Consider the following 19,223-nt stretch of genomic DNA (forward strand, 5'->3'; position numbering starts at 1 on the left):
ATGTATAAGATTTTTTTACTATTTTTTTTCATTACTATAACCCTTGCAAAACCTCTGCAATACGATGGTTCTATCAATCTTTTTAGTAAAATTGGTTTCTTTAACAAAACCTATAATCCTATGCAAAATCTCTATCCTACAGATTCTTATGGTACTCTTTTAGCGCAAGGAAATATCACTTACTCCCCTTTTTCTTTCTTGCAATTCAAATTAGGTATAAGTGCCAATGGCATTATTTTAGATAGTACAAAGTTTCAAAATAAAAATACTCCCATAGCGCCAAATATTACCAGCTATATTGGATTTTACCAAGGACATAGCGGGATAAACACAGATACATTTCCACGATTTTTTATCCTACATAATGCCTTTTTATCCTTTCAAAATAAAAACTTAATGATAAAACTAGGGCGATATGAATTAGAAGATTATGATTTTTTTAGCGATTATAATCAAGGGATTGAATTACGCTATAGTTTACAAGATTTTTTATTTTATGGACTTTTTTCCGATGCAAGAGCTTCGGTTTACTCTGATTGGTTTTATGACTTTGGAAGATTTTATACACAAAATCATGAACTTTTTATTCTAGGAGCAAATTATCAAAGCCATTTTGGACTTTTATTAAAAACCCTTATTTATTTAAGCCCAAACTATTATACTGCTCCACAAATTAACCTTTGCTACACCTATCAAAATAAAAATTTTTCCTCAAAAACTACAATAATTTCGCTTTTTGCTTTTCATCACCACCTATCTGCACAACAAAATGATAGTATTGCTTTTGGAAGCCTTTTAGATTCTCAAGCACAAACTTTTATGTTTGAGCAAAATTTCACATATAAAAATTTTAACTTTGGTGGTAGTATCTACAAAAACTTTGGCAATGCAAATGGAAGAATCGGAATCTATGGGAACCCTGTTTCTGTAGATATTTGGGATGGTAGTCTCTATGATACGGGTGCACTAAGTGATATTGTAGGTAGAAATGCTTTAAGTGAAATTATTTATCTAGGATATAACCATAATTATTTCAACCTCAAAATCCAAGGACGCCACACCACGAGCCCTCGAAGCACGGAAAATGCAATAACACTTTATCTAGAATCACAAATCACACCAAAATTAAAATGGAATCTTAAATTACAATATCTTGATGATATTACACACAAAGGCTATACGCTAGGAGCAGTAGATATACACAATAATCCTATTGTTTTACACAAAGATATTCATAGTGATAGAAGCAAGTTTATTTTACAAATTATCTATAAAATATAATTACCCTACAAATATTTAAATAGAAACTATAGAATTGTCTTATTTCAATTATAAGGCTTTATCATGGACAAAATTTATCCGTTTTTTCTCATTATTCATCTTTTTTGTGCAATTATTTTTGTAGGCTATTTATTTTTTGATGTAGTAATACTTGCAAAAATAAAAACTAAAACAGATTCTCAAAAAACCCTTGATGCCATTTCACAAAAAATCACGCGTTTTATGCCCTTTGTGGTTTTGATGCTTTTTATCACAGGCGGTGCTATGGCAGGAAAATACTTTGCTCAACCATTAGAAAGCATGTTGCAAAAACTCCTTCTTATCAAAATATGTCTTGCAGCACTAATTTTTATTTTTGTAGTCTTCTCTCTTAGTTGCCATTTTATTTTTAAATGCAAAAATCCTTTGGGAAAATTCATTCATCCCATTATCTTTGTTTTATGTATTTTAATTATTACTCTAGCAAAATTTATGTTTTATCTCTAAAACCTTAGATTGTTCTAGGTTGTGTGGTGACAATCCATAATGCAGGCAACACAAACAAAGCAGCAAAAAAAGGATTGTATCCCACACCAAATATCTCTACAATCAAACCGCCAAAAAAAGATGCTAATGCGATCCCTACATTAAAAGATGCCTCATTAACACTTACCGCACTATCTTTAAAATCTTGTGCATATTTTTGTGCTGCAATCATTGCAAAAGATTTTAGTGGAGAAATCCCTGCAAAAGCAAAAAACCCCATGATAAACAAATTAATACTCACAAGTATTTGAGAATGTGCACTAATTCCCATGAGTGAAAAAAATATCACTTGACATACCAAAATTATACGCAATGCCATCACACTCCCTCTCAAATCTGTAAGCTTACCACCAAAAAGATTCCCTAATATTGCACCAAAACCATACACGAGCAACAAAATCCCAATAGCATGCTCATTAAAACCACTCAAAGTGGATAAAAAACTTGCAATATAAGTATAAAGAACAAAAGCACCCCCACAAGTTGCTGCAGTCAAACAATATACTTTTAGCAAAAAAGGAATCTTTAAAGCCTTATATAAAGAAGAAAAGTTTGCTTGTTTGCTCTCTAAATTTTTTGGCATCAAAAAGAATACTCCGATAAATGCACAGCTACTTAAAAATACAATGAAAAAAAATACACTTTGAAAGCCAAAAACCTGTCCTACAAAAGTCCCTAATGGAACACCACTTACCAATGCAATTGTTAGCCCTGATACCATAAGTGACAAAGAAGAGTTTTCTTTTCCTTTTGGCGCCACCATTAAAACACTCAAAGTTGCATTAACAAAAAATACACCATGCATACACCCTGCGATAAATCGAGCTAAAGCTGTTAAATAAAAATTTGTACTCAAACCAATCATTAAATTTGCAACAATAAAAATTGCCAAATTAATCAATAATTGTTTACGCCTATCTACATAACTCAATGGCACACTTAATAAAGGTGCGCCAATCACCACGCCAATTGCATAAATTGTCACCAAAAATCCTGCTTTTGATTCTGTAACTTCAAAAAACACTACTAATTTCGGTAAAATTCCCGCTACAACAAACTCTGTAACCCCCATACAAAAGGCACTTAATGCTAAAACTAAAATTGCTTGATAGCTTCTCATTTTTTTATCCTATTTATTAGTTCTAAGATTTTTAAACCCAAACTACTCATTGGCAAATCCTCAAAATCTCTAATTAATTCTGTATCTTTTGGCATAGTTGTAATTTTATACACCTCTGCTTGAATTCTATACTTTGTCCTTGTGTGTCGCACACTTCCAAGATATTCCTCCGTAGAAACTAAAATTTCAGGAAAACTATACAAATTATTCCATTTTTTATCCCTAAACATCGCAACTCCACCCCTCTCCTGATAAATTCCAAACCTTAGTACTAAATTTTCATATTCTATTTTCTTATGTAAAACAAAAGATAAGGGATCTTCCCTACCTTTACAGGTGCTATTAAGGGGGCAATTATAGCATTTTGGACTTTTTGCTGTGCAAACCAATGCCCCTAAATCCAACAAAGCCTGATTATGATCAAAGGGGTTTTGAAAATTTAAAAATTTTTCTGCATATTCTTTTAAAACTTTATGGCTAAAAGTTTGTAATCCAAAATATCGCACTAAAAATCTTTTGATATTTGTATCATAAAATCCTACTGCTTGATGATACCCAAAACACAAAATCGCTCCTGCTGTATAATCACCAATACCAGACAATGCCTTAAGTTCTGCAAAAGTATTTGGCAAGTTTCCTTGTGTATTTTGTGCACTTTTTAAAAGATTTTTGGCTCTAGAGTAATACCCCAGTCCTCTCCATAAAACCAATACCTCATCTTCTTTTGCTAATGAAAGGTCTTTAAAAGTAGGAAATTTTTGCATAAATCGATAAAAATAATCTAATACTACATTTACTTGCGTCTGCTGCAACATAATCTCACTGACATAAACCCCATAGGCCGCATTTTCCCCCACAAGATTCCGCCAAGGCAAATCCTTACGCCCATACAAACCATACCAACGCAATAAAGAATCATGAGCTTTTTGAAACAATCACAACCCCATTTTATGCGGATTTAAAATATTATTTGGATCAAAAGCTTTTTTAATCGCTCTAAAAAGCTCCATTTCATCTTCATTGAATGCTAGAGACATAAAAGGTGCTTTAGAAATACCTATACCATGTTCGCCACTTAATGTCCCTTCAAGCTCCACCACTAACATAAAAAGCTCTTTCACCGCCTCATAACCCTTTTTTAAATGTTCTTCATCTGGATTTTCTACCATAATATTTACATGCACATTACCATCACCTGCATGACCAAAACAAGGAATCTTAAAACCATATTTTCTACCTATGTCCTCAATCCCCTCCAAAAGTTTAGGCAAATTACTTCTTGGAACAGTAACATCTTCATTGAGTTTTTTTCCATAAATACTAAGGCTTTGAGAAGCATTACGCCGAAAAGACCAAATAAAATCTGCTTCCTCCTTGCTTTGTGATACTTTGAAATCTTGACATTGATTTTTTATAAAAATTTCTTGAATCTTATTTTTTTGATATTGCAAATATTCAACTATCTCCCCATCAATTTGCATTAAAAGCATTACTTGAGCATCAGAGGAAAAACTAGCGGGAAATCTTTTTTCTAACGCCCTTAAAGTCAAAGAATCTAAAAACTCCAACGCCACAGGCACAACACCACTTGTCATAATTTCATAAACCGCTTGCATTGCCTTTTGCATTTCTTGAAAAACACCCATTAAAACCTGCTGATATTTGGGCTTAACAAGCAATTTTAATGTAATTTCTGTAATTACTCCCAAAGTCCCCTCACTTGCACTAATAATACCCGCGAGATTATATCCTGCTACATCCTTGATAGTTTTTTTTCCGGCACGGATAATTTTCCCATTTGGTAAAACTATTCGCAAGGCCATAACATAATCTTTAGTGATTCCATATTTTACAGCACGCATTCCTCCAGCATTTTCACTTACATTACCTCCCAAAGTGCTAAAATCCTGTGATGCAGGATCGGGAGGATAAAACAACCCCTCTTTTTCCACAACTTTTTGAAAATCCTTATTAATCACAGCAGGTTGCACTCTAGCAATAAGATTTTTTTTATCAATTTCTAAAATTTGATTAAAATATTTCTCCATTGCAAGTACAACACCACCCTCTATACTTAAAGCACCTCCACTCATTCCACTTCCTGCACCTCTTGGAACTACCGGAATATGATGAGTATTGCAATATGTTAGAATCTGAGAAATTTGATCTTCATTTTGCGGGTAAAGCACACAATCTGGTTGGTAAATCTCACGAGTTGCATCATAAGCATATGCTCTTAAATACGCTTCTTCTTGCCGACACTCCAACTCTCCTACAATATTTTGAAAAAATAAAAAATGTTCGCGCGCTAACATAAAATTATTTTTCTTTATTTTTTTTTCTTTTCAAGCTTTAAGCGTTTTTTTTCTTCTTCTTTTTGTGCTTGCAATTTTGCATCAATTTCTCTTTTTTCTTTTACCATCATTGTTTGATAATCTCGTTCAGGATGTGCAAGATTTGTAAAATATGGAAAATAATATTTTGCTTTTTTTGACTGCATAAAACTAAAAAGCGTACCTGTTTTAATCTCATCAATACGAGAATAAAAAGGGGTTTTTGGTTCTTTAATTCCTGAAGTATCAAAATCCTCTGTTTTCAAAGAAATTGTGCTTTGGCAATCAAGAATATCTAGTGCATTTTCATTTACCACATACAAAAGTCCTACTGCATAGCTCCCGCAAGCTTTTTTAAAAAACTCTTTAGTAGGATCATATCCCCCATAAGCTAGCAAGAACCCCATCAATAAATCTGGACTTAAAAATTCCACTTCTTTATGTGTATTTTTTACTTTTTCATAAGATTCTAAATCCGGTGCAACCAAAAACGCTTTAGTGTTTAATGTTCTGAAATAAACCTTATCTCCAACCTTAACTTTATTAGTAGGTCTAGGAAGATATTTTTGCTTCAAAGTATCAAAATCCATCATCTTACCTATTGCATTTTTTTTGTCAATTGCAATAACAACTACCTGCTTAATAATTCCTGTATAATTATGGAAATCAACTTTAATCCACCCACTCTCACCAATCTGCAAATCCCCCGCTGCAAATTCCACTTGATTTTTACCTAAATCTACTTTTGTAATTTCTACACTTACTTCTTTTTGTAAATTTGCAAAAAGAAATGTCAAAGCAACAATTCCTAAAAATAAAAATCTCATTCTCCATCCTTAAAACTATAAAAATACCATTGTATTCCTAAAAATAGTGATGTTGTTTTTGGTATCTCTTGATCAAAAATAAAATTCAAAGCTATGTTTTTTGGTAGATACAATACCTCCAAACACTCATCATCAACACCTCCACCCTGATTAACTTTATTTTTATCACTCACTTGTGCAAAATACAAATGCTGCACATTTCCATTTGCTCCTGTTGCATTTAAAAACTCTCCAATTTTTTGCAATTCCTGTAGGGAAATATCATATCCACACTCCTCCAAAACTTCCTCTCTTGCAATTTCTTCTAAACTTTTCCCCTCTTTATCAACAAGCCCTGCACAAAGCTCATAAGTATAACCATCTTTTTGAGAATTATAAAACACAGCAGGACGAAATTGTCGCACCAAAACAAATGCTTCTTTAGAAGTATCAAAAAGCAAAATGCAAACACTATCCATAGATTTTATAATGTCCCATTGTTTAGGGATTCCATTTTCTGTATATTTTAACCTTAAGGGCTTAATATATTTAGAATCTTGCATAGGAGTACAACTAATATTAGTAAAATCAACTCTTTTTTTAGGAGGTGAAAAATATTTCAATCTAATGCCTTTGTTTCTAAATATGCTTTTTGCACTTCAAAATCATACACTTCACGCAATCTATCAAGTTCAGATTGCAGAGATTTTGCTAGATTTATAAATTCACGCTTTTTATTGCCTTTTAACTCATTTTTAGCAGTTCTTACAATCCCCATGGGATCAATAGGGCGAGAGTTTTTATACACGCCAAAATGCAAATGTGGACCTGTACTCATTCCCGTACTACCTACCCTACCTATAATCTGTCCTTTTTTAATCATAGCACCAACTCTAGCTTTTGCATCTCTTTTACTCATATGTGCATACAAAGTCCTAATTCCATCACCATGTGCAATCTCTACAACATTTCCATACCCCCCTCTATATCCCGAATAAATAATCTTTCCAGATGCTGCGGCTTTAATCACCGTCCCATGAGGTGCAGCCAAATCCACACCATAATGGGGTCTTGTTTTCTTTAAGACTGGATGAAATCTTCCGTAAGAAAATCTTGATGATATCCTTGTATATTTTACGGGCATATCTAGTAAAAATCCCATGACCTCTCTTCCTGAGAGGTCATAAAAACTTTCATTATAACCAAATAAGTAATTAGATTTTTTATGTGTTTCTACAACAGCAGCCTTAATTTCTGGCACCCAAAAAGTCCTGCCCAGACGATACTTTCTTGTATAAATCATAGCAATTTTATCATTTTTTAACATAAACTTTTTAAAATCAATACTTTTACGATAAATATTTACAAACTCATTTGCTAAAACTACATCACCTGTATACTCTAGAATATCCTGATAAGGAGATTTTTGCACTGCCAATACTAGAGTTTTTTTATGCGTAGTATAGATAATAGGGATAAAATCCAAAAAATATTCTCTGTTTTTTAAATAAATATGTATTTGCACATCTTCACTAATGGGAATTAAAGCTTGTAAAACCATGCCATCCGCATTTTTAAGTAGATAATATACAGAACCTACACGCACCTCACTTGCAAGTTCCTTATCAGTATTAGAGAGATTGTAATAAAGCTTTAAGGGTAATTTATTTTGCTCTAAAAATGCAAGTAAAGAAAGTCCACTATTCCATACTAAACGCTCGCCGACTGCCCCAAAGCAAAAGGTTAATACGAACAAAAAAACAAAAAAAAATTTTTTCATCTCTTTCCTTTAACTTCAAAAATTATATAAAAACATGATTAATATCATTTTTTTGCATCACTTAAAACAACACCAAATAACACATTTCCTCCACCTTTTTCTATAGCCTTTTTTGCCTCAAGCATACTCAAACCCGTTGTTACAATATCATCAAAAATTACAAGATTTTTATTCCCGCTTTTATAAACCAATCCTCTAGGATTTTTTTGTCGAAATTCCAAACTTTTTCCCGCATATTTCACTTTATTTTTTGCCTGTAATTCCCCATAAATTGGGGTAATCATATTTCTAAAGGCATGCAAAATTACTCCTGTATGCGAATATCCTTTTTTTGGATCATCATCAATTCCTACACCATGAGCAATATATTGTTTAAAAAATTCCTGATGTGTTGTTAAAAAATGTGCATTTGCTTTTTTAGCAAGCAAAGAAAACACTCTACTGCCAATAGCATAATATTTGGTATTTAACAACAAACTTATATCTTGATAATTATAAAAACTATAAATTTTTAAATCCTCTACAATACGAATTTTTGGTTTAACTTTTAAAAACTGATCCCTACAATTTTTACAAAGCAAGGAAAAACAAAAAGCACTACAAGTTAAACAAAGCATAAGATCTAAATAATAAATTTTAAAATTTGCTGATGAATAAAATCTCTAGGTTTTGTCGCATCCACTAAAAGTTTTTTACAATCTAATTTTTCTACAACTTCCAAAAGATTATCTTGAATTTTCATTAAATAATCTATCCCTCTTTGCTCAATTACATCATGATCTTTTTGCAAAATTCTTTCTTTAAGATTCTCTCTATCAATATAAAATAAAACAACTCTATCTGGTAAAATATCGCGCATTACAAAAAGATTATACTCCCACGATTCTTTCATTTTATCTTTGGCATATGCAATCCCTGATATAAAGCTCCTATCTGCAAAAATTTTTTTATCCTTATTTGGCAAAAGCACTTCTTTATAATGTTGTGCCCTATCTGCCAAAAATAAAAAAAATTCTGTATAAAAATCAAGATTTTTTGTCATCAAAATTATTTCTCGAATTTTTGCGCCAATCTTACTCCCTCCTGGTTCTTTTGTGAAAATTGCATCTGGAAAAATTGGCTTTAAAAGCTCAATTTGCGTACTCTTTCCACAAGTATCAATCCCCTCAAATACTACATACATAACATACCCTTTTTTTTAATATACGTAAATACCTCTTCTGGCACAATGTGTGAAATCTTTCCCTTATGTGTCAAAATATTACGCACTACAGAAGAGCTAATAAAGGCATTCTCTAAACTTGGCATGAAATAAATTGTATCTAACTCTGCATTTAAAGAAGTATTAGCATACCCCATTTGTATTTCATATTCAAAATCACTCACTACTCTAAGCCCACGCACCAAAAACCGTACTCCATTTTGTTTTGCAAAATCTGCCAAAAGGTTATCAAACCCCACACATTTTACATTGGCTAGATTTTTTGTCGCTAATTTCACCATCTCTACCCTATCTTCAAGACTAAACATAGGTTTTTTGGCACTAGATTGAGCCACAGCTACCAAAATTTCATCAAAAAGATCCGCGCTCCGTGTAATCACATCTAAATGCCCATTACTCAAAGGATCAAAAGTACCAGGATAAATTGCCATTTTTCTCATTATTGCCACCTTTTATACAAGGAATGAGAAATATTTAAAGAATCAAACCATTTACCAATTAAAAATTTTTCCATATCTTCTAGAGTTTTAGCACCAGAATAATACCCCAAAACAGGCGGTGCTATGATTGCTCCATGTAAAAAAAGTTTATGCATATTTTCTAATGCAATTGCTGAAAAAGGCATTTCTCTTGGTGCCAACAATAAAGTCTTGCGCTCTTTTAGCATGACACTAGCACTCCGCGTAATCAAATCATCACAAATCCCATAAGCAATTTTTGCGAGTTTATTCATTGAGGTAGGAATAATTGCCATTTTATCAACCCCAAAACTTCCTGAGGCAATACAAGCACCAATATCTCTAGAATCCAAAATTTGTACATTTTCTCCAGGATTAAAATTTAACCCCTCTTTTTTAATCACCTCTTTTGCCCCTTGACTTAATACCAAAAAAATCTCAAAATCACTAGGTAGATAATTTAAAAACTTAATTCCAAGTTCTATACTACTAGCCCCACTAATTCCAAGTACAAATTTCACAACACTTCTCCCATATTGTTTGTAAGAATCCTCACACGCAAAACTTTTTTTGTCTCAGGATTTAATGCCTCTATAATGGCATTTTTTGCACCATCTTCCTTTGCAATAAGCGTTAATTGTATTTGCATATTCCCTTCTTTATAAACTGCCAAAAAAGTATCATTTTTACGAATAAGAATTTTAGATTCTATAAGATTTTGAGTAATAAGTGTTTCTTTGGGGATAAAAATTTTTGCACCAACATGATTGACATCTTTTGGATTAATTATAGGAGAAAGAATCCTAGAAAGCTCTATAGGTTTTAATCGGATATTTTCCGTGCTAATATCTTGAGATTTTTTAATTTCATTTTTGGCAAAAATAGCCTTTAGTGTTGCATCTATATAATATTCTACAAAATGTGCATATTCTTTATTTTTATAAAGAAAAATAATCTTTATTTTTCCTTGTGCAAGAAAATCCTTAGAATCTAAAACAACTTTTTTAATCTGCACCTCATTAATCTGACTAGATTGACTAAGTCCTAAAGTAATAGCATGAATTTCTATTTTATGATTTTTATAAAAAACTTCATATTCTTTTTTAATTTTATTTTTAAGCATCTCTATATTGTCTGCTACTAAAAAAGCAATACTAAAAAAAAAGCAATAAAAAATCTTTTGCACTCTCACGCCTTTTCTACAAAACCTGATTTAATACGCCGTATCAAGCCACCAAAACTAATTGTCAAAAACATGTCTTGACCTATTTTCTCTACCTTTTGCACAATCCCCAAACCAAAAACCCTATGTATAACTGCATCATTTTTTACAAACCCACCTGTTTGTATGTCAAGATTTTTACCCTGTAAAATCTGAGCTTCTTGCAAAAATCTTGAACTTTTCAAAGGACCTGTATGGTGCAACCTAGAATTTGCATGACTTGTATATAGCTTCTTTTTAGCACGCGTAAAAGCCACATAAGCCAACCTTCTTTCTTCTTCTAAATCTGTATCTTTTTTTTCATGAGGAAAAATTTTTTCCTCCATACCAATCACAAAAACATAATCAAACTCAAGGCCCTTAGAAGTATGAATGCTCATACATTTTACACTACCTTCTTGTGTATCATCTAGGCTTGAAGACAAAGCAATATTATTAAAAAAATCAATTATCGTAGAATCTATATTTTCTTCAAAATATTCCTTAATTGTTTGCAAAAGTTCTTTTATGTTTGCCATACGATCTATATGATCATATTCTGCCTCATAAGCTTGTAAAATATTAATATGATTTAATAATGCTTCTGCCATCTTATAAGGCCTATCTCTATCTTCACGCAATACTTCTAAAAGTGCGAAAAACTCACGCAATGTCGCAAGAACCTTTGAAGATAAGACATTATCATATTCTCCTTGCAAAAAACACTCCACCACGCTTATTTTTTTTTCTCTAGCTAAAGAAAATATTTTTTCTTGCGTCTTTTCACCGATTCCACGTTTTGGTTGATTAATAATGCGCTCAAGCGAGAAATCATCATGCTTATTGCTTAAGTATCGTAGATATGCCAATATATCTTTAATTTCTGCTCTTTCATAAAAACGCATTGTTCCCACCAACATATGCGGCACTTTCAATCTGTTTAAATTTTCCTCCAACCCTTTTGACATTGCATTCAACCTAAACAATACCGCAATATCATCTGCCCTAACACCCTTATGCAATAAATTTTGTATTTCTTGTGCTATACCAAAAGCCTCTGCCTTAGAATCTTCAAAACTTAAATTTTTTATTGCCTCTCCACTTCCCTTTATGCTTCTTAATGTCTTTCCAATTCTCTGAGTATTATACGCAATCATTAAATTTGCTGCATTTAAAATTTCTTCCGTAGAGCGATAGTTTTCTTCCAATTTTATAGTTTTAACATCCTTAAAATGCTTATTAAATTGCAAAATATTCTGAATATCTGCACCACGCCAACCATAAATACTTTGATCATCATCTCCCACAACACAAAGGTTTTCATGAGAAAAACAAAGCTTTCGCAACAGTTGAAATTGTAGATAATTTGTATCCTGATATTCATCTACCATAATATAAGAATAAGTTTGCGAGATTCTTGCAGCAAGTGCATCATTTGTACTTAAAATATTAAAAGGCAAAAGCAATAAATCATCAAAATCTACTAAATTGTGATCTAGTAATTCTTGTTGGTATGCGTAAAAAAACTCCTCTAAATATTCTTTTTCTTCACCTAGAGATCCAAGTAAACTATTTTTTATATAAGAAATTTCCGAACTAATTTCTCTTGTAGTCAAGTCTATATTTTTTACTTTTTTTTCAATCTTGCTAAGAATCTTATTTTTGTCCTTATCATCAATTACAGAAAAATCATTTTTGCGCCCTAAGTATGTAATATAAAACTTCAAAAACATTAGTCCAAAACGATGAAAAGTAGCCAAAATAGGAATGCTACTTTGAGAACCAATAAGACTTAATGCTCTTTGGCGCATCTCCATACTTGCTTTATTTGTAAAAGTTAATGTCAAGGTATTTTGCGCAGGTATCCCAATCTCATCGATCAAATATGCCAATCGCGTTGTTAAAGTTTTTGTCTTTCCACTTCCTGCACCAGCTAACACCAGCAAAGGCCCATCAACATGCATAGCTGCAGATTTTTGTGCAGCATTTAGACCCCTTAGGATATCACTCATTTCTTATACCTTTTAGAATCTAAAATTTTTTGTGTATCAATTTCAAAATCAAAAAATTGAGGTTCAAAAAATTTTCCAGAAAGCATATTATAATACCCTGTTGCTGTGCGAAAATTTCCTCTTTGCTGATATAGCATTCCCAAAGCCATTCTTGCTTCAAATTCTGATTCTGCTTCCATTTTTGAAAGTTGTAATAAAAGTGTTGCGTTATCTTTATCTTGAAGTCCCATTGCAGCAACAGCAGCCAAAAACTGTGTATGAGAATCATCTTCTTTTAATTTTTCTATCAAAACCTTATAGATATCATAAGCCTGTTCAAATTTATGTTGGTAAATATTTACCAATGCCAAAGCCTGCAAAATCCCATTTGTATCCTCAAGGGTCTCAGTAAGTTTTTTACGTAGCGTTTCTTCTTGATTCTGCAAAGATCCTGTAATAAAACCAATATGTGCATAAAGCTCTCTTGCCAAAGCTGGACCGTAAAAAATACTATCAAAATTATTTACTTTTTGCACAAGAAGGTTATGCAAGCCCAAAGCAATTTGCTTAAAACTTGTCTTTAAATCCCTAGCGACCATATAAAAAATATCTGCAATAAAGTCATTAGGATTCATATCTTTTAACGCCATAAAAGAATCTTCTAAGGCTTTTTGGTTTTTAGAACGCATTGCGTATGCAGCCTTTAAGGCATAATAAATTGATTTTTTATTTTTTACTTGATCAATCCACAACATTTCATCTGCGACATTATTATTCAAATAACCTAAAAATGCAAGCAAAAACTTCCTATGCTCTGGATTTTGAATTACCAAATCTTCAAAATTTTTAGTGATATCATTTTGAATTCTCTTAGTATTTTTATCCAAAAAATATGATGCAATAATTGCATACATTGCAGAATCTATTTCTTGTGTATTAAGATAGTATGCTTTTATAAAATGTTTATAAGCCTGTGTATAATTTTCCATCTGTGCATAAAGCAACCCTGCGTTATAGTGTAAAATAGAGTGATTTGGATTTTGATCTAGCATTGTTTTTAAAATTTCCAATGCCTTACGCACTTTTTTCTGATTGACATAAACCAATGCCTCTGCAATATTTTTATCAATTTTTGCAATCGTCTGACCTTCTATCACTTTTTCTTCAGAAGCCAAAATATTTCCTGATAATAACATTCCACCTTGATGTAACGCCCCCAAAGCATCTTGAATATTAAACACCTTAAAAGGGGCATAATAAAATAAAATTTTATACGCCATTACATCTTGTGTATCCAAAATATGCTTAACAAAAAGTTCTTGTGCAAGATTAATATCAAAAATTTTTGGATGCAGTACTACTTTGATAGGATAGGACTTCAACACCTTTTCTTGTTCATTTTTATCTGCAAATTGCTCCAAAATTTTAGCGGCATTAAAAAAATCTTTCATTTTAAGATATACGATTTGTAACGCCAATTTTGCATCACGATCCTCAGGATACTTATAAATATACTGTGAGAGATATTGTTTTGCTCTATCATAATCCCCAATTTTTGCATAAAGCAACCCCAGGGTTTTGTAATCTTTTTGAGACTTCTTCTCCAAAATATCAATAGCATTTTCATAATTATTAAAAATCAAATAAGTTTTTACTAATAAGGTATCGCTAAATTGTACATATGCATCAGAGCTTGGATTTTTAAGTGCCGAAAAAGTGGCAAAATAATTTTGATTATAAAATTGTATAAGAGCATAAAGATAGCTATAAAATGCTTCACTATTTTCCTGCGACAATTCTTTGGCTGCTAAATTTAAATAATATTTATAAGAATCTTGATCGCCAAGATATTTTGCACTCATTGCTGCATTAAAGGCATTTAAGCTTATATCATCACCTGAACTAATAGCTTGCTTAAATGATTCTAATGCCATTGCATATTCTTTTTGCCTAAGTCTTACAACTCCCAAATTATAACTTGCTAAGGATTGTGAAAAATTTGCAATTTTATTATAAACATTTAATGCTTCTAAAACATTACCATTACTATAAAGCATATGTGCCTTTTGGATAAGGCCATTTAATTCTTTATTATTAATAGGATTCGCGAGTGCATTAAGTTTTGGCAAAGATTGTAGCACCTCACTAGGAATCTCTTCATCTAAATCTTGTTTTTTTTCCAATACAGCAATTCTTTCACTTGACTCTTGAATTTCTTTTCCATGTGTTTTTTTATGAGAAATTGCCCATAAAACTATCAAGGCCAATAAGGACAAAAAAACCCCACTAATAATTCCTAAAAATATTGCCTTTTGTTTTGTGCCAAAGCCTCGGAATTTTTTGATTAATGCTTTAATATCAATCTTAAAAATTCTAGAAAACTTACTTTCTTCACTCTCCTCAAGGGAATTTACTTCTAATTTTTTTTTCGCCATTCTCTAAATCACAAATAAGATTTCAAAGCTTCAGGTATCTCAATACTTCCATCTTCTTTTTGATAATTTTCCATAATTGCAATCAGTGTTCTGCCTACCGCCAAAGAAGAACCATTTAAAGTATGCACTAAAGCATTTTTCTTATCTTCTTTATAGCGAATTTTTGCTCTTCTTGCTTGAAAATCTCTTGTATTAGAAACAGAACTAATTTCACGATAACAATTTTGTCCTGGTAACCACACTTCAATATCCACGGTATTGCTCGCACTAAAACCTAAATCACCCCCACAAAGCTGTACCATACGATGAGGAAGCCCCAAAGCCTCCAAAATCCCACTAGCCGTATCAATCATCTTTTGATGAATCTCATCACTTTGCTCTGGCTTAGTAATCGCTACAAGCTCTACTTTATCAAACTGATGCTGTCTAATCATTCCTCTTGTATCCCTTCCTGCACTTCCTGCTTCTTTTCTAAAACAAGGGGTTTGCGCGGTAAGTAAAATTGGCAAATCTTGCGCAGGGATAATTTCATCATGATAAAGATTTGTTAATGTAATCTCAGAAGTCGAAATCAAATAAAAATCTTGCTTTTTTACTTCTTCGCCAATAATCAAAGGGTCTGTGTTACCATCAATTTTAAACATATCTTCTTCAAATTTTGGAAGTTGTCCTGTTCCAAAAAGCATTTTTTCGTTAACAATAACTGGAGTTACCACCATTTCAAACCCTGCTTTTTGATTATAATCAAGCATAAAATTTATCAAAGCCCTGTTTAATCTTGCACCCATACCCCTTAACACGGAAAATCGACTTTTTGCAAGTTTTACTCCTCGCTCAAAATCAATCCAACCATTTTCTTGTGCCAACTCCCAATGCTCCTTGGGCTTAAAGGCAAATTCTTTTGGTTTTAAAACTTTTTTTAACTCAATATTATCATTTTCATCATCACCCTTTGGAGTTTTTTCATCAGGAATATTAGGAATTCCAAAAAGTAAATTTTCTAAAATTTCTTCTTTTGCTTTAAGTTCTTGATTCAAAGTAGCAATTTCCTTTTTTAAACCATCAAGCTGAGATTTTAAAACCTCCAAAGCCTCCTTCCCCTCTTTTGCTTTTTCACCAAATAATTTAGATTGTTTATTTTGTTCTGCTTGCAAGGATTCTAAATTCTGTTTAGTTTTTTTATAATTTTGTGCCGCATCTTTTAATGTCAACAAAATATCGCCATCTACTTTTTTTATTTGTAATTTTTCACTCACACTATCAAAATTATTTAGCAAATTCTTTACATCAATCATACTTTCAAACCCCTAAAGCTTTATTTATACCAAAAATCTTAAATAATTCTAGCATAAAACATTAGATATTCCTATTCTTTCATTTTGCTATAATTAAACAAAATTATCACAAGATAAAGGCATTGTCATGAAACCTACTTTTTCAAATCTTCTTTTAAAATTACAAGAATTTTGGAAAGAACAAGGATGTATTATTGTGCAACCTTATGATATCCCTGCTGGTGCAGGTACTTTTCATCCTGCGACGCTATTGCGTAGCCTAGATAGCAAGCCTTGGTCAGTTGCCTATGTAGCACCATCACGACGCCCAACAGATGGAAGATATGGAGAAAATCCAAATCGCCTAGGAAGCTACTATCAATTTCAAGTTTTAATCAAACCTAGTCCTGATAATATTCAAGAGCTTTATTTAAAAAGTTTAGAACATCTTGGATTAAATCTCAAAAAACATGATATTCGTTTTGTAGAAGACAACTGGGAATCCCCAACTCTTGGTGCATGGGGACTTGGTTGGGAGGTATGGCTTGATGGTATGGAAGTTACACAATTTACCTATTTTCAGCAAGTAGGTGGAATTGCTTGCGATCCTGTAGCAATTGAAATCACCTATGGCGTAGAACGCCTAGCTACTTATATCCAACAAGTAGAATCTATTTTAGATATTGAATGGGGGGAAAATACTTGTAAAGAAAGTGTAAATTATGCAGATGTGCACTTAGAGAGTGAGTATCAATTTAGCAAATATCATTTTGAAGTTGCTGATACAAAAAGAATTTTAGAACTTTTTACACTTGTGCAAGATGAAGCAAAATCCTGTTTGGAAAAACACCTTCCCCTACCTGCATATGACTTCACTATGCTAAGCTCACATTTTTTCAATATTCTTGATGCAAGGAAAGCAATTTCTGTTTCACAAAGACAGGAGTTTATCTTAAAAATTCGTGAACTTTCTAAAAATTGCGCCCTACTATACAAAGAGCAAGAAAAACAAAGAGAGCAAAGACTGCAAAATATTAAACAAAGCTAAATAAAAATCATGAAACAAATTATTTTTCTACTCATAAGTTTATCCTTTGTCTTTGGAGGGGATCTAAATAGCGATATTAAAAAAGCTCGTGATTTTTACGAAAAAGGAGAATTTAAACAAGCAAAAAAATATTATTCTAGAGCTTGTAATAAAGGTATCATGTTGGGATGCAGTGGTCTTGGGACGCTTTATGAAAGAGGGCTTGATGTAGAACAAGATCTCAAAAAAGCTAAACAATATTATGATTTTGCTTGCAAAAGAGGAGATTCTTTTGGTTGTTTTCATGCAAGACTTTTTGAAATTGGTCCAAAAGCAGAAGAGTATTATGAGGTTATGTGCGATAATTTGGATGCAACTTCTTGTTTTAGACTAGCAGATTTATATTATAAAGGACTTGGTGTTCCAAAAAATTTTCAAGATGCCGCATTTTATTATCAAAAGGCCTGTAGCCTTTATGATGCATCTGCTTGTTTTAATTTGGGTGTACTTTATGAAATTGGTGGTGATAAAGTTAAACAAAGCGCAGAAATTGCATTGGCTTATTTCTTTTTGGCAAAAAACTATTTTGAAAAGGAGTGCTATCAGGGCAATAAAAACTCTTGCAAAATCCTAAATCTTATAAAATCATTTTATGAATAAAACTTTTTCTAAGCAAAAGTTTTATTTTTTAATAATCCTAATATTGTGTCGTCCGATCCTTATCTTTCTACTACTCTTGTTATACCATTTATTTTTATAATCCCTATTATTAAACTTTTATAATATCTTGTTGCTACATTTAGCCATGTCACCATGTGCTTTATCTTTGCCACAATGCTACAATCTTCAAATTTAACAAAAATGCTAAGTTTAGAATCTAAAAAACACAATGACTAAATATATAAAAATAAATATAAAACTAAAGAGAAATAAAGTGGTAAGTCGATGTGTGCCAAAAGTTCAAGTCTTTTGGCCAAAAATTAAATTTTAAAAGGATTTTCTACAACGTGTTTTCTATCCACAATATAAGGAATAAGTGCCATATGTCTTGCTCTCTTAATAGCAATTTCAACACGCTCCTGCCATTTTTTAGTATTTCCTGTCAATCTTCTTGGCATAATTTTATAACGCTCTGATAAAGAATGCTTTAACATTTCCACATCTTTATAATCAATAAACTCAATTTTTGCTTCTGTATATTTACAATATCTTTTTGAATATTTTTTTCTTTCCATTTCCTACTCCTTAAAAAGGTAATTCATCTTCATCAATATCTATTTCCGGTACACTATGTACATAATCTTTTTGTGATTGCTGCTTTGCATACCCATTATTATCATTTGCACTAGAATATGTTGCAGAAACATTAGTGTCATTATAATTATTACTGGTCATCGGGGCAGAGGCACTATAACCTTCTGTTGCACCACCATTCTTAGAATCCAGCATACTTAAACCTTCTGCTGCAATAGTGTGTCTGCTTCTTTTGTTTCCCATTTGATCTGTCCAGGTTTCATAAGTCAACCTACCTTCTATCAAAACCCTGCTTCCTTTGCGCAAATACTGATTTGCTACTTCAGCGGTTCTGCCAAAAAGTTTCACATCAATAAAACAAGTATCATCTGCTAAACTTCCATCTTGTTTTTTATATCTACGATTGCTTGCCAGACCAATTGTGGCAACTGCCGCACCACTGGGTGTATAACGTAATTCTACATCACGTGTCAAATTTCCAATCATCACTACTCTATTAAACATATTCCAACCTAT

The 19,223-nt window shown here is 32.1% G+C and carries 20 protein-coding genes; 4 read left to right on the forward strand and 16 right to left on the reverse strand.

What is annotated here, in order from left to right; genetic code table 11:
* Positions 1-1,281 (forward strand): outer membrane family protein, encoded by a 1,281-nt coding sequence (locus LW133_RS06225; RefSeq protein ID WP_233077548.1) that lies wholly within the window; start codon positions 1-3, stop codon positions 1,279-1,281.
* Positions 1,282-1,344: 63 nt separating this feature from the next.
* The gene (locus tag LW133_RS06230; RefSeq protein ID WP_233077549.1) at positions 1,345-1,767 is read left to right on the forward strand and encodes a copper resistance protein CopD; all 423 of its coding nucleotides are present in this window, start codon (positions 1,345-1,347) and stop codon (positions 1,765-1,767) included.
* Positions 1,768-1,771: 4 nt separating this feature from the next.
* Here the strand turns inward: LW133_RS06230 and LW133_RS06235 are convergent, their stop codons facing one another.
* From LW133_RS06235 to serS, 14 genes are read right to left on the reverse strand one after another with little or no spacing between them, the layout of a single operon-like run.
* Positions 1,772-2,926, reverse strand: coding sequence for an MFS transporter (locus tag LW133_RS06235; protein WP_233077550.1), 1,155 nt, complete (start codon positions 2,924-2,926; stop codon positions 1,772-1,774).
* Positions 2,923-3,861, reverse strand: a complete 939-nt coding sequence (locus LW133_RS06240; protein WP_233077551.1) for an A/G-specific adenine glycosylase — start codon at positions 3,859-3,861, stop codon at positions 2,923-2,925. Before LW133_RS06240 ends, LW133_RS06235 begins: the two co-directional genes overlap by 4 nt.
* A complete protein-coding gene (locus tag LW133_RS06245; protein ID WP_233077552.1) occupies positions 3,862-5,241 on the reverse strand; it encodes an FAD-linked oxidase C-terminal domain-containing protein in 1,380 nt (459 codons plus the stop codon).
* 14 nt (positions 5,242-5,255) lie between these two features.
* Complete coding sequence (locus LW133_RS06250) at positions 5,256-6,086, reverse strand: plasminogen-binding N-terminal domain-containing protein (protein WP_233077553.1); 831 nt, start codon at positions 6,084-6,086, stop codon at positions 5,256-5,258.
* Complete coding sequence (locus LW133_RS06255) at positions 6,083-6,628, reverse strand: NUDIX domain-containing protein (protein WP_408610469.1); 546 nt, start codon at positions 6,626-6,628, stop codon at positions 6,083-6,085. Before LW133_RS06255 ends, LW133_RS06250 begins: the two co-directional genes overlap by 4 nt.
* 56 nt (positions 6,629-6,684) lie before the next feature.
* Complete coding sequence (locus LW133_RS06260) at positions 6,685-7,845, reverse strand: peptidoglycan DD-metalloendopeptidase family protein (protein ID WP_233077555.1); 1,161 nt, start codon at positions 7,843-7,845, stop codon at positions 6,685-6,687.
* Positions 7,846-7,889: 44 nt separating this feature from the next.
* Positions 7,890-8,462, reverse strand: a complete 573-nt coding sequence (locus LW133_RS06265) for a ComF family protein (protein ID WP_233077556.1) — start codon at positions 8,460-8,462, stop codon at positions 7,890-7,892.
* A gap of 5 nt (positions 8,463-8,467) precedes the next feature.
* Complete coding sequence (gene tmk / locus LW133_RS06270) at positions 8,468-9,028, reverse strand: dTMP kinase (RefSeq protein ID WP_233077557.1); 561 nt, start codon at positions 9,026-9,028, stop codon at positions 8,468-8,470.
* On the reverse strand, positions 9,019-9,507 hold the full coding sequence (gene coaD, locus LW133_RS06275) for a pantetheine-phosphate adenylyltransferase (RefSeq protein WP_233077558.1): 489 nt from the start codon (positions 9,505-9,507) through the stop codon (positions 9,019-9,021). The genes tmk and coaD overlap by 10 nt, the downstream gene beginning before the upstream one ends.
* Positions 9,507-10,046: a UbiX family flavin prenyltransferase gene (locus tag LW133_RS06280; RefSeq protein ID WP_233077559.1), complete on the reverse strand. Its 540-nt coding sequence runs from the start codon at positions 10,044-10,046 to the stop codon at positions 9,507-9,509. Before LW133_RS06280 ends, coaD begins: the two co-directional genes overlap by 1 nt.
* Entirely contained in the window at positions 10,043-10,711 is a 669-nt protein-coding gene (flgA, locus tag LW133_RS06285; RefSeq protein ID WP_233077560.1) for a flagellar basal body P-ring formation chaperone FlgA, read from the reverse strand. Before flgA ends, LW133_RS06280 begins: the two co-directional genes overlap by 4 nt.
* A 2-nt stretch (positions 10,712-10,713) precedes the next feature.
* Positions 10,714-12,738 carry an ATP-dependent helicase gene (locus tag LW133_RS06290; protein ID WP_233077561.1) on the reverse strand — a complete coding sequence of 675 codons (2,025 nt, stop codon included), beginning with the start codon at positions 12,736-12,738 and terminating at the stop codon, positions 10,714-10,716.
* Positions 12,735-15,152 carry a tetratricopeptide repeat protein gene (locus tag LW133_RS06295; RefSeq protein ID WP_233077562.1) on the reverse strand — a complete coding sequence of 806 codons (2,418 nt, stop codon included), beginning with the start codon at positions 15,150-15,152 and terminating at the stop codon, positions 12,735-12,737. Before LW133_RS06295 ends, LW133_RS06290 begins: the two co-directional genes overlap by 4 nt.
* A gap of 8 nt (positions 15,153-15,160) precedes the next feature.
* The gene (serS, locus tag LW133_RS06300) at positions 15,161-16,447 is read right to left on the reverse strand and encodes a serine--tRNA ligase (protein ID WP_233077563.1); all 1,287 of its coding nucleotides are present in this window, start codon (positions 16,445-16,447) and stop codon (positions 15,161-15,163) included.
* A 127-nt stretch (positions 16,448-16,574) separates the two neighbouring features.
* On the opposite strand from serS, the gene glyQ reads away from it, so the two are divergent.
* Complete coding sequence (gene glyQ / locus LW133_RS06305; protein ID WP_233077564.1) at positions 16,575-17,474, forward strand: glycine--tRNA ligase subunit alpha; 900 nt, start codon at positions 16,575-16,577, stop codon at positions 17,472-17,474.
* A 9-nt stretch (positions 17,475-17,483) separates the two neighbouring features.
* Positions 17,484-18,113: a tetratricopeptide repeat protein gene (locus tag LW133_RS06310; RefSeq protein ID WP_233077565.1), complete on the forward strand. Its 630-nt coding sequence runs from the start codon at positions 17,484-17,486 to the stop codon at positions 18,111-18,113.
* A gap of 320 nt (positions 18,114-18,433) precedes the next feature.
* Here the strand turns inward: LW133_RS06310 and rpsR are convergent, their stop codons facing one another.
* Positions 18,434-18,688, reverse strand: a complete 255-nt coding sequence (rpsR, locus tag LW133_RS06315) for a 30S ribosomal protein S18 (protein WP_233077566.1) — start codon at positions 18,686-18,688, stop codon at positions 18,434-18,436.
* A gap of 10 nt (positions 18,689-18,698) precedes the next feature.
* Entirely contained in the window at positions 18,699-19,211 is a 513-nt protein-coding gene (locus tag LW133_RS06320) for a single-stranded DNA-binding protein (protein ID WP_233077567.1), read from the reverse strand.
* Positions 19,212-19,223: the final 12 nt, after the last annotated feature.

Source organism: Helicobacter anatolicus, from assembly GCF_021300615.1.
GTDB lineage: Bacteria > Campylobacterota > Campylobacteria > Campylobacterales > Helicobacteraceae > Helicobacter_H > Helicobacter_H anatolicus.

Coding starts and splice junctions, on each gene's coding strand:
- tmk (WP_233077557.1), bottom strand. CDS start 9,028: ATGTATGTAGTATTTGAGGGGATTGATACTTGTGGAAAGAGTACGCAA.
- LW133_RS06295 (WP_233077562.1), bottom strand. CDS start 15,152: ATGGCGAAAAAAAAATTAGAAGTAAATTCCCTTGAGGAGAGTGAAGAA.
- LW133_RS06255 (WP_408610469.1), bottom strand. CDS start 6,628: ATGCAAGATTCTAAATATATTAAGCCCTTAAGGTTAAAATATACAGAA.
- LW133_RS06310 (WP_233077565.1), top strand. CDS start 17,484: ATGAAACAAATTATTTTTCTACTCATAAGTTTATCCTTTGTCTTTGGA.
- LW133_RS06245 (WP_233077552.1), bottom strand. CDS start 5,241: ATGTTAGCGCGCGAACATTTTTTATTTTTTCAAAATATTGTAGGAGAG.
- serS (WP_233077563.1), bottom strand. CDS start 16,447: ATGATTGATGTAAAGAATTTGCTAAATAATTTTGATAGTGTGAGTGAA.
- LW133_RS06260 (WP_233077555.1), bottom strand. CDS start 7,845: ATGAAAAAATTTTTTTTTGTTTTTTTGTTCGTATTAACCTTTTGCTTT.
- LW133_RS06225 (WP_233077548.1), top strand. CDS start 1: ATGTATAAGATTTTTTTACTATTTTTTTTCATTACTATAACCCTTGCA.
- LW133_RS06265 (WP_233077556.1), bottom strand. CDS start 8,462: ATGCTTTGTTTAACTTGTAGTGCTTTTTGTTTTTCCTTGCTTTGTAAA.
- coaD (WP_233077558.1), bottom strand. CDS start 9,507: ATGAGAAAAATGGCAATTTATCCTGGTACTTTTGATCCTTTGAGTAAT.
- glyQ (WP_233077564.1), top strand. CDS start 16,575: ATGAAACCTACTTTTTCAAATCTTCTTTTAAAATTACAAGAATTTTGG.
- LW133_RS06230 (WP_233077549.1), top strand. CDS start 1,345: ATGGACAAAATTTATCCGTTTTTTCTCATTATTCATCTTTTTTGTGCA.
- LW133_RS06250 (WP_233077553.1), bottom strand. CDS start 6,086: ATGAGATTTTTATTTTTAGGAATTGTTGCTTTGACATTTCTTTTTGCA.
- rpsR (WP_233077566.1), bottom strand. CDS start 18,688: ATGGAAAGAAAAAAATATTCAAAAAGATATTGTAAATATACAGAAGCA.
- LW133_RS06290 (WP_233077561.1), bottom strand. CDS start 12,738: ATGAGTGATATCCTAAGGGGTCTAAATGCTGCACAAAAATCTGCAGCT.
- LW133_RS06320 (WP_233077567.1), bottom strand. CDS start 19,211: ATGTTTAATAGAGTAGTGATGATTGGAAATTTGACACGTGATGTAGAA.
- LW133_RS06235 (WP_233077550.1), bottom strand. CDS start 2,926: ATGAGAAGCTATCAAGCAATTTTAGTTTTAGCATTAAGTGCCTTTTGT.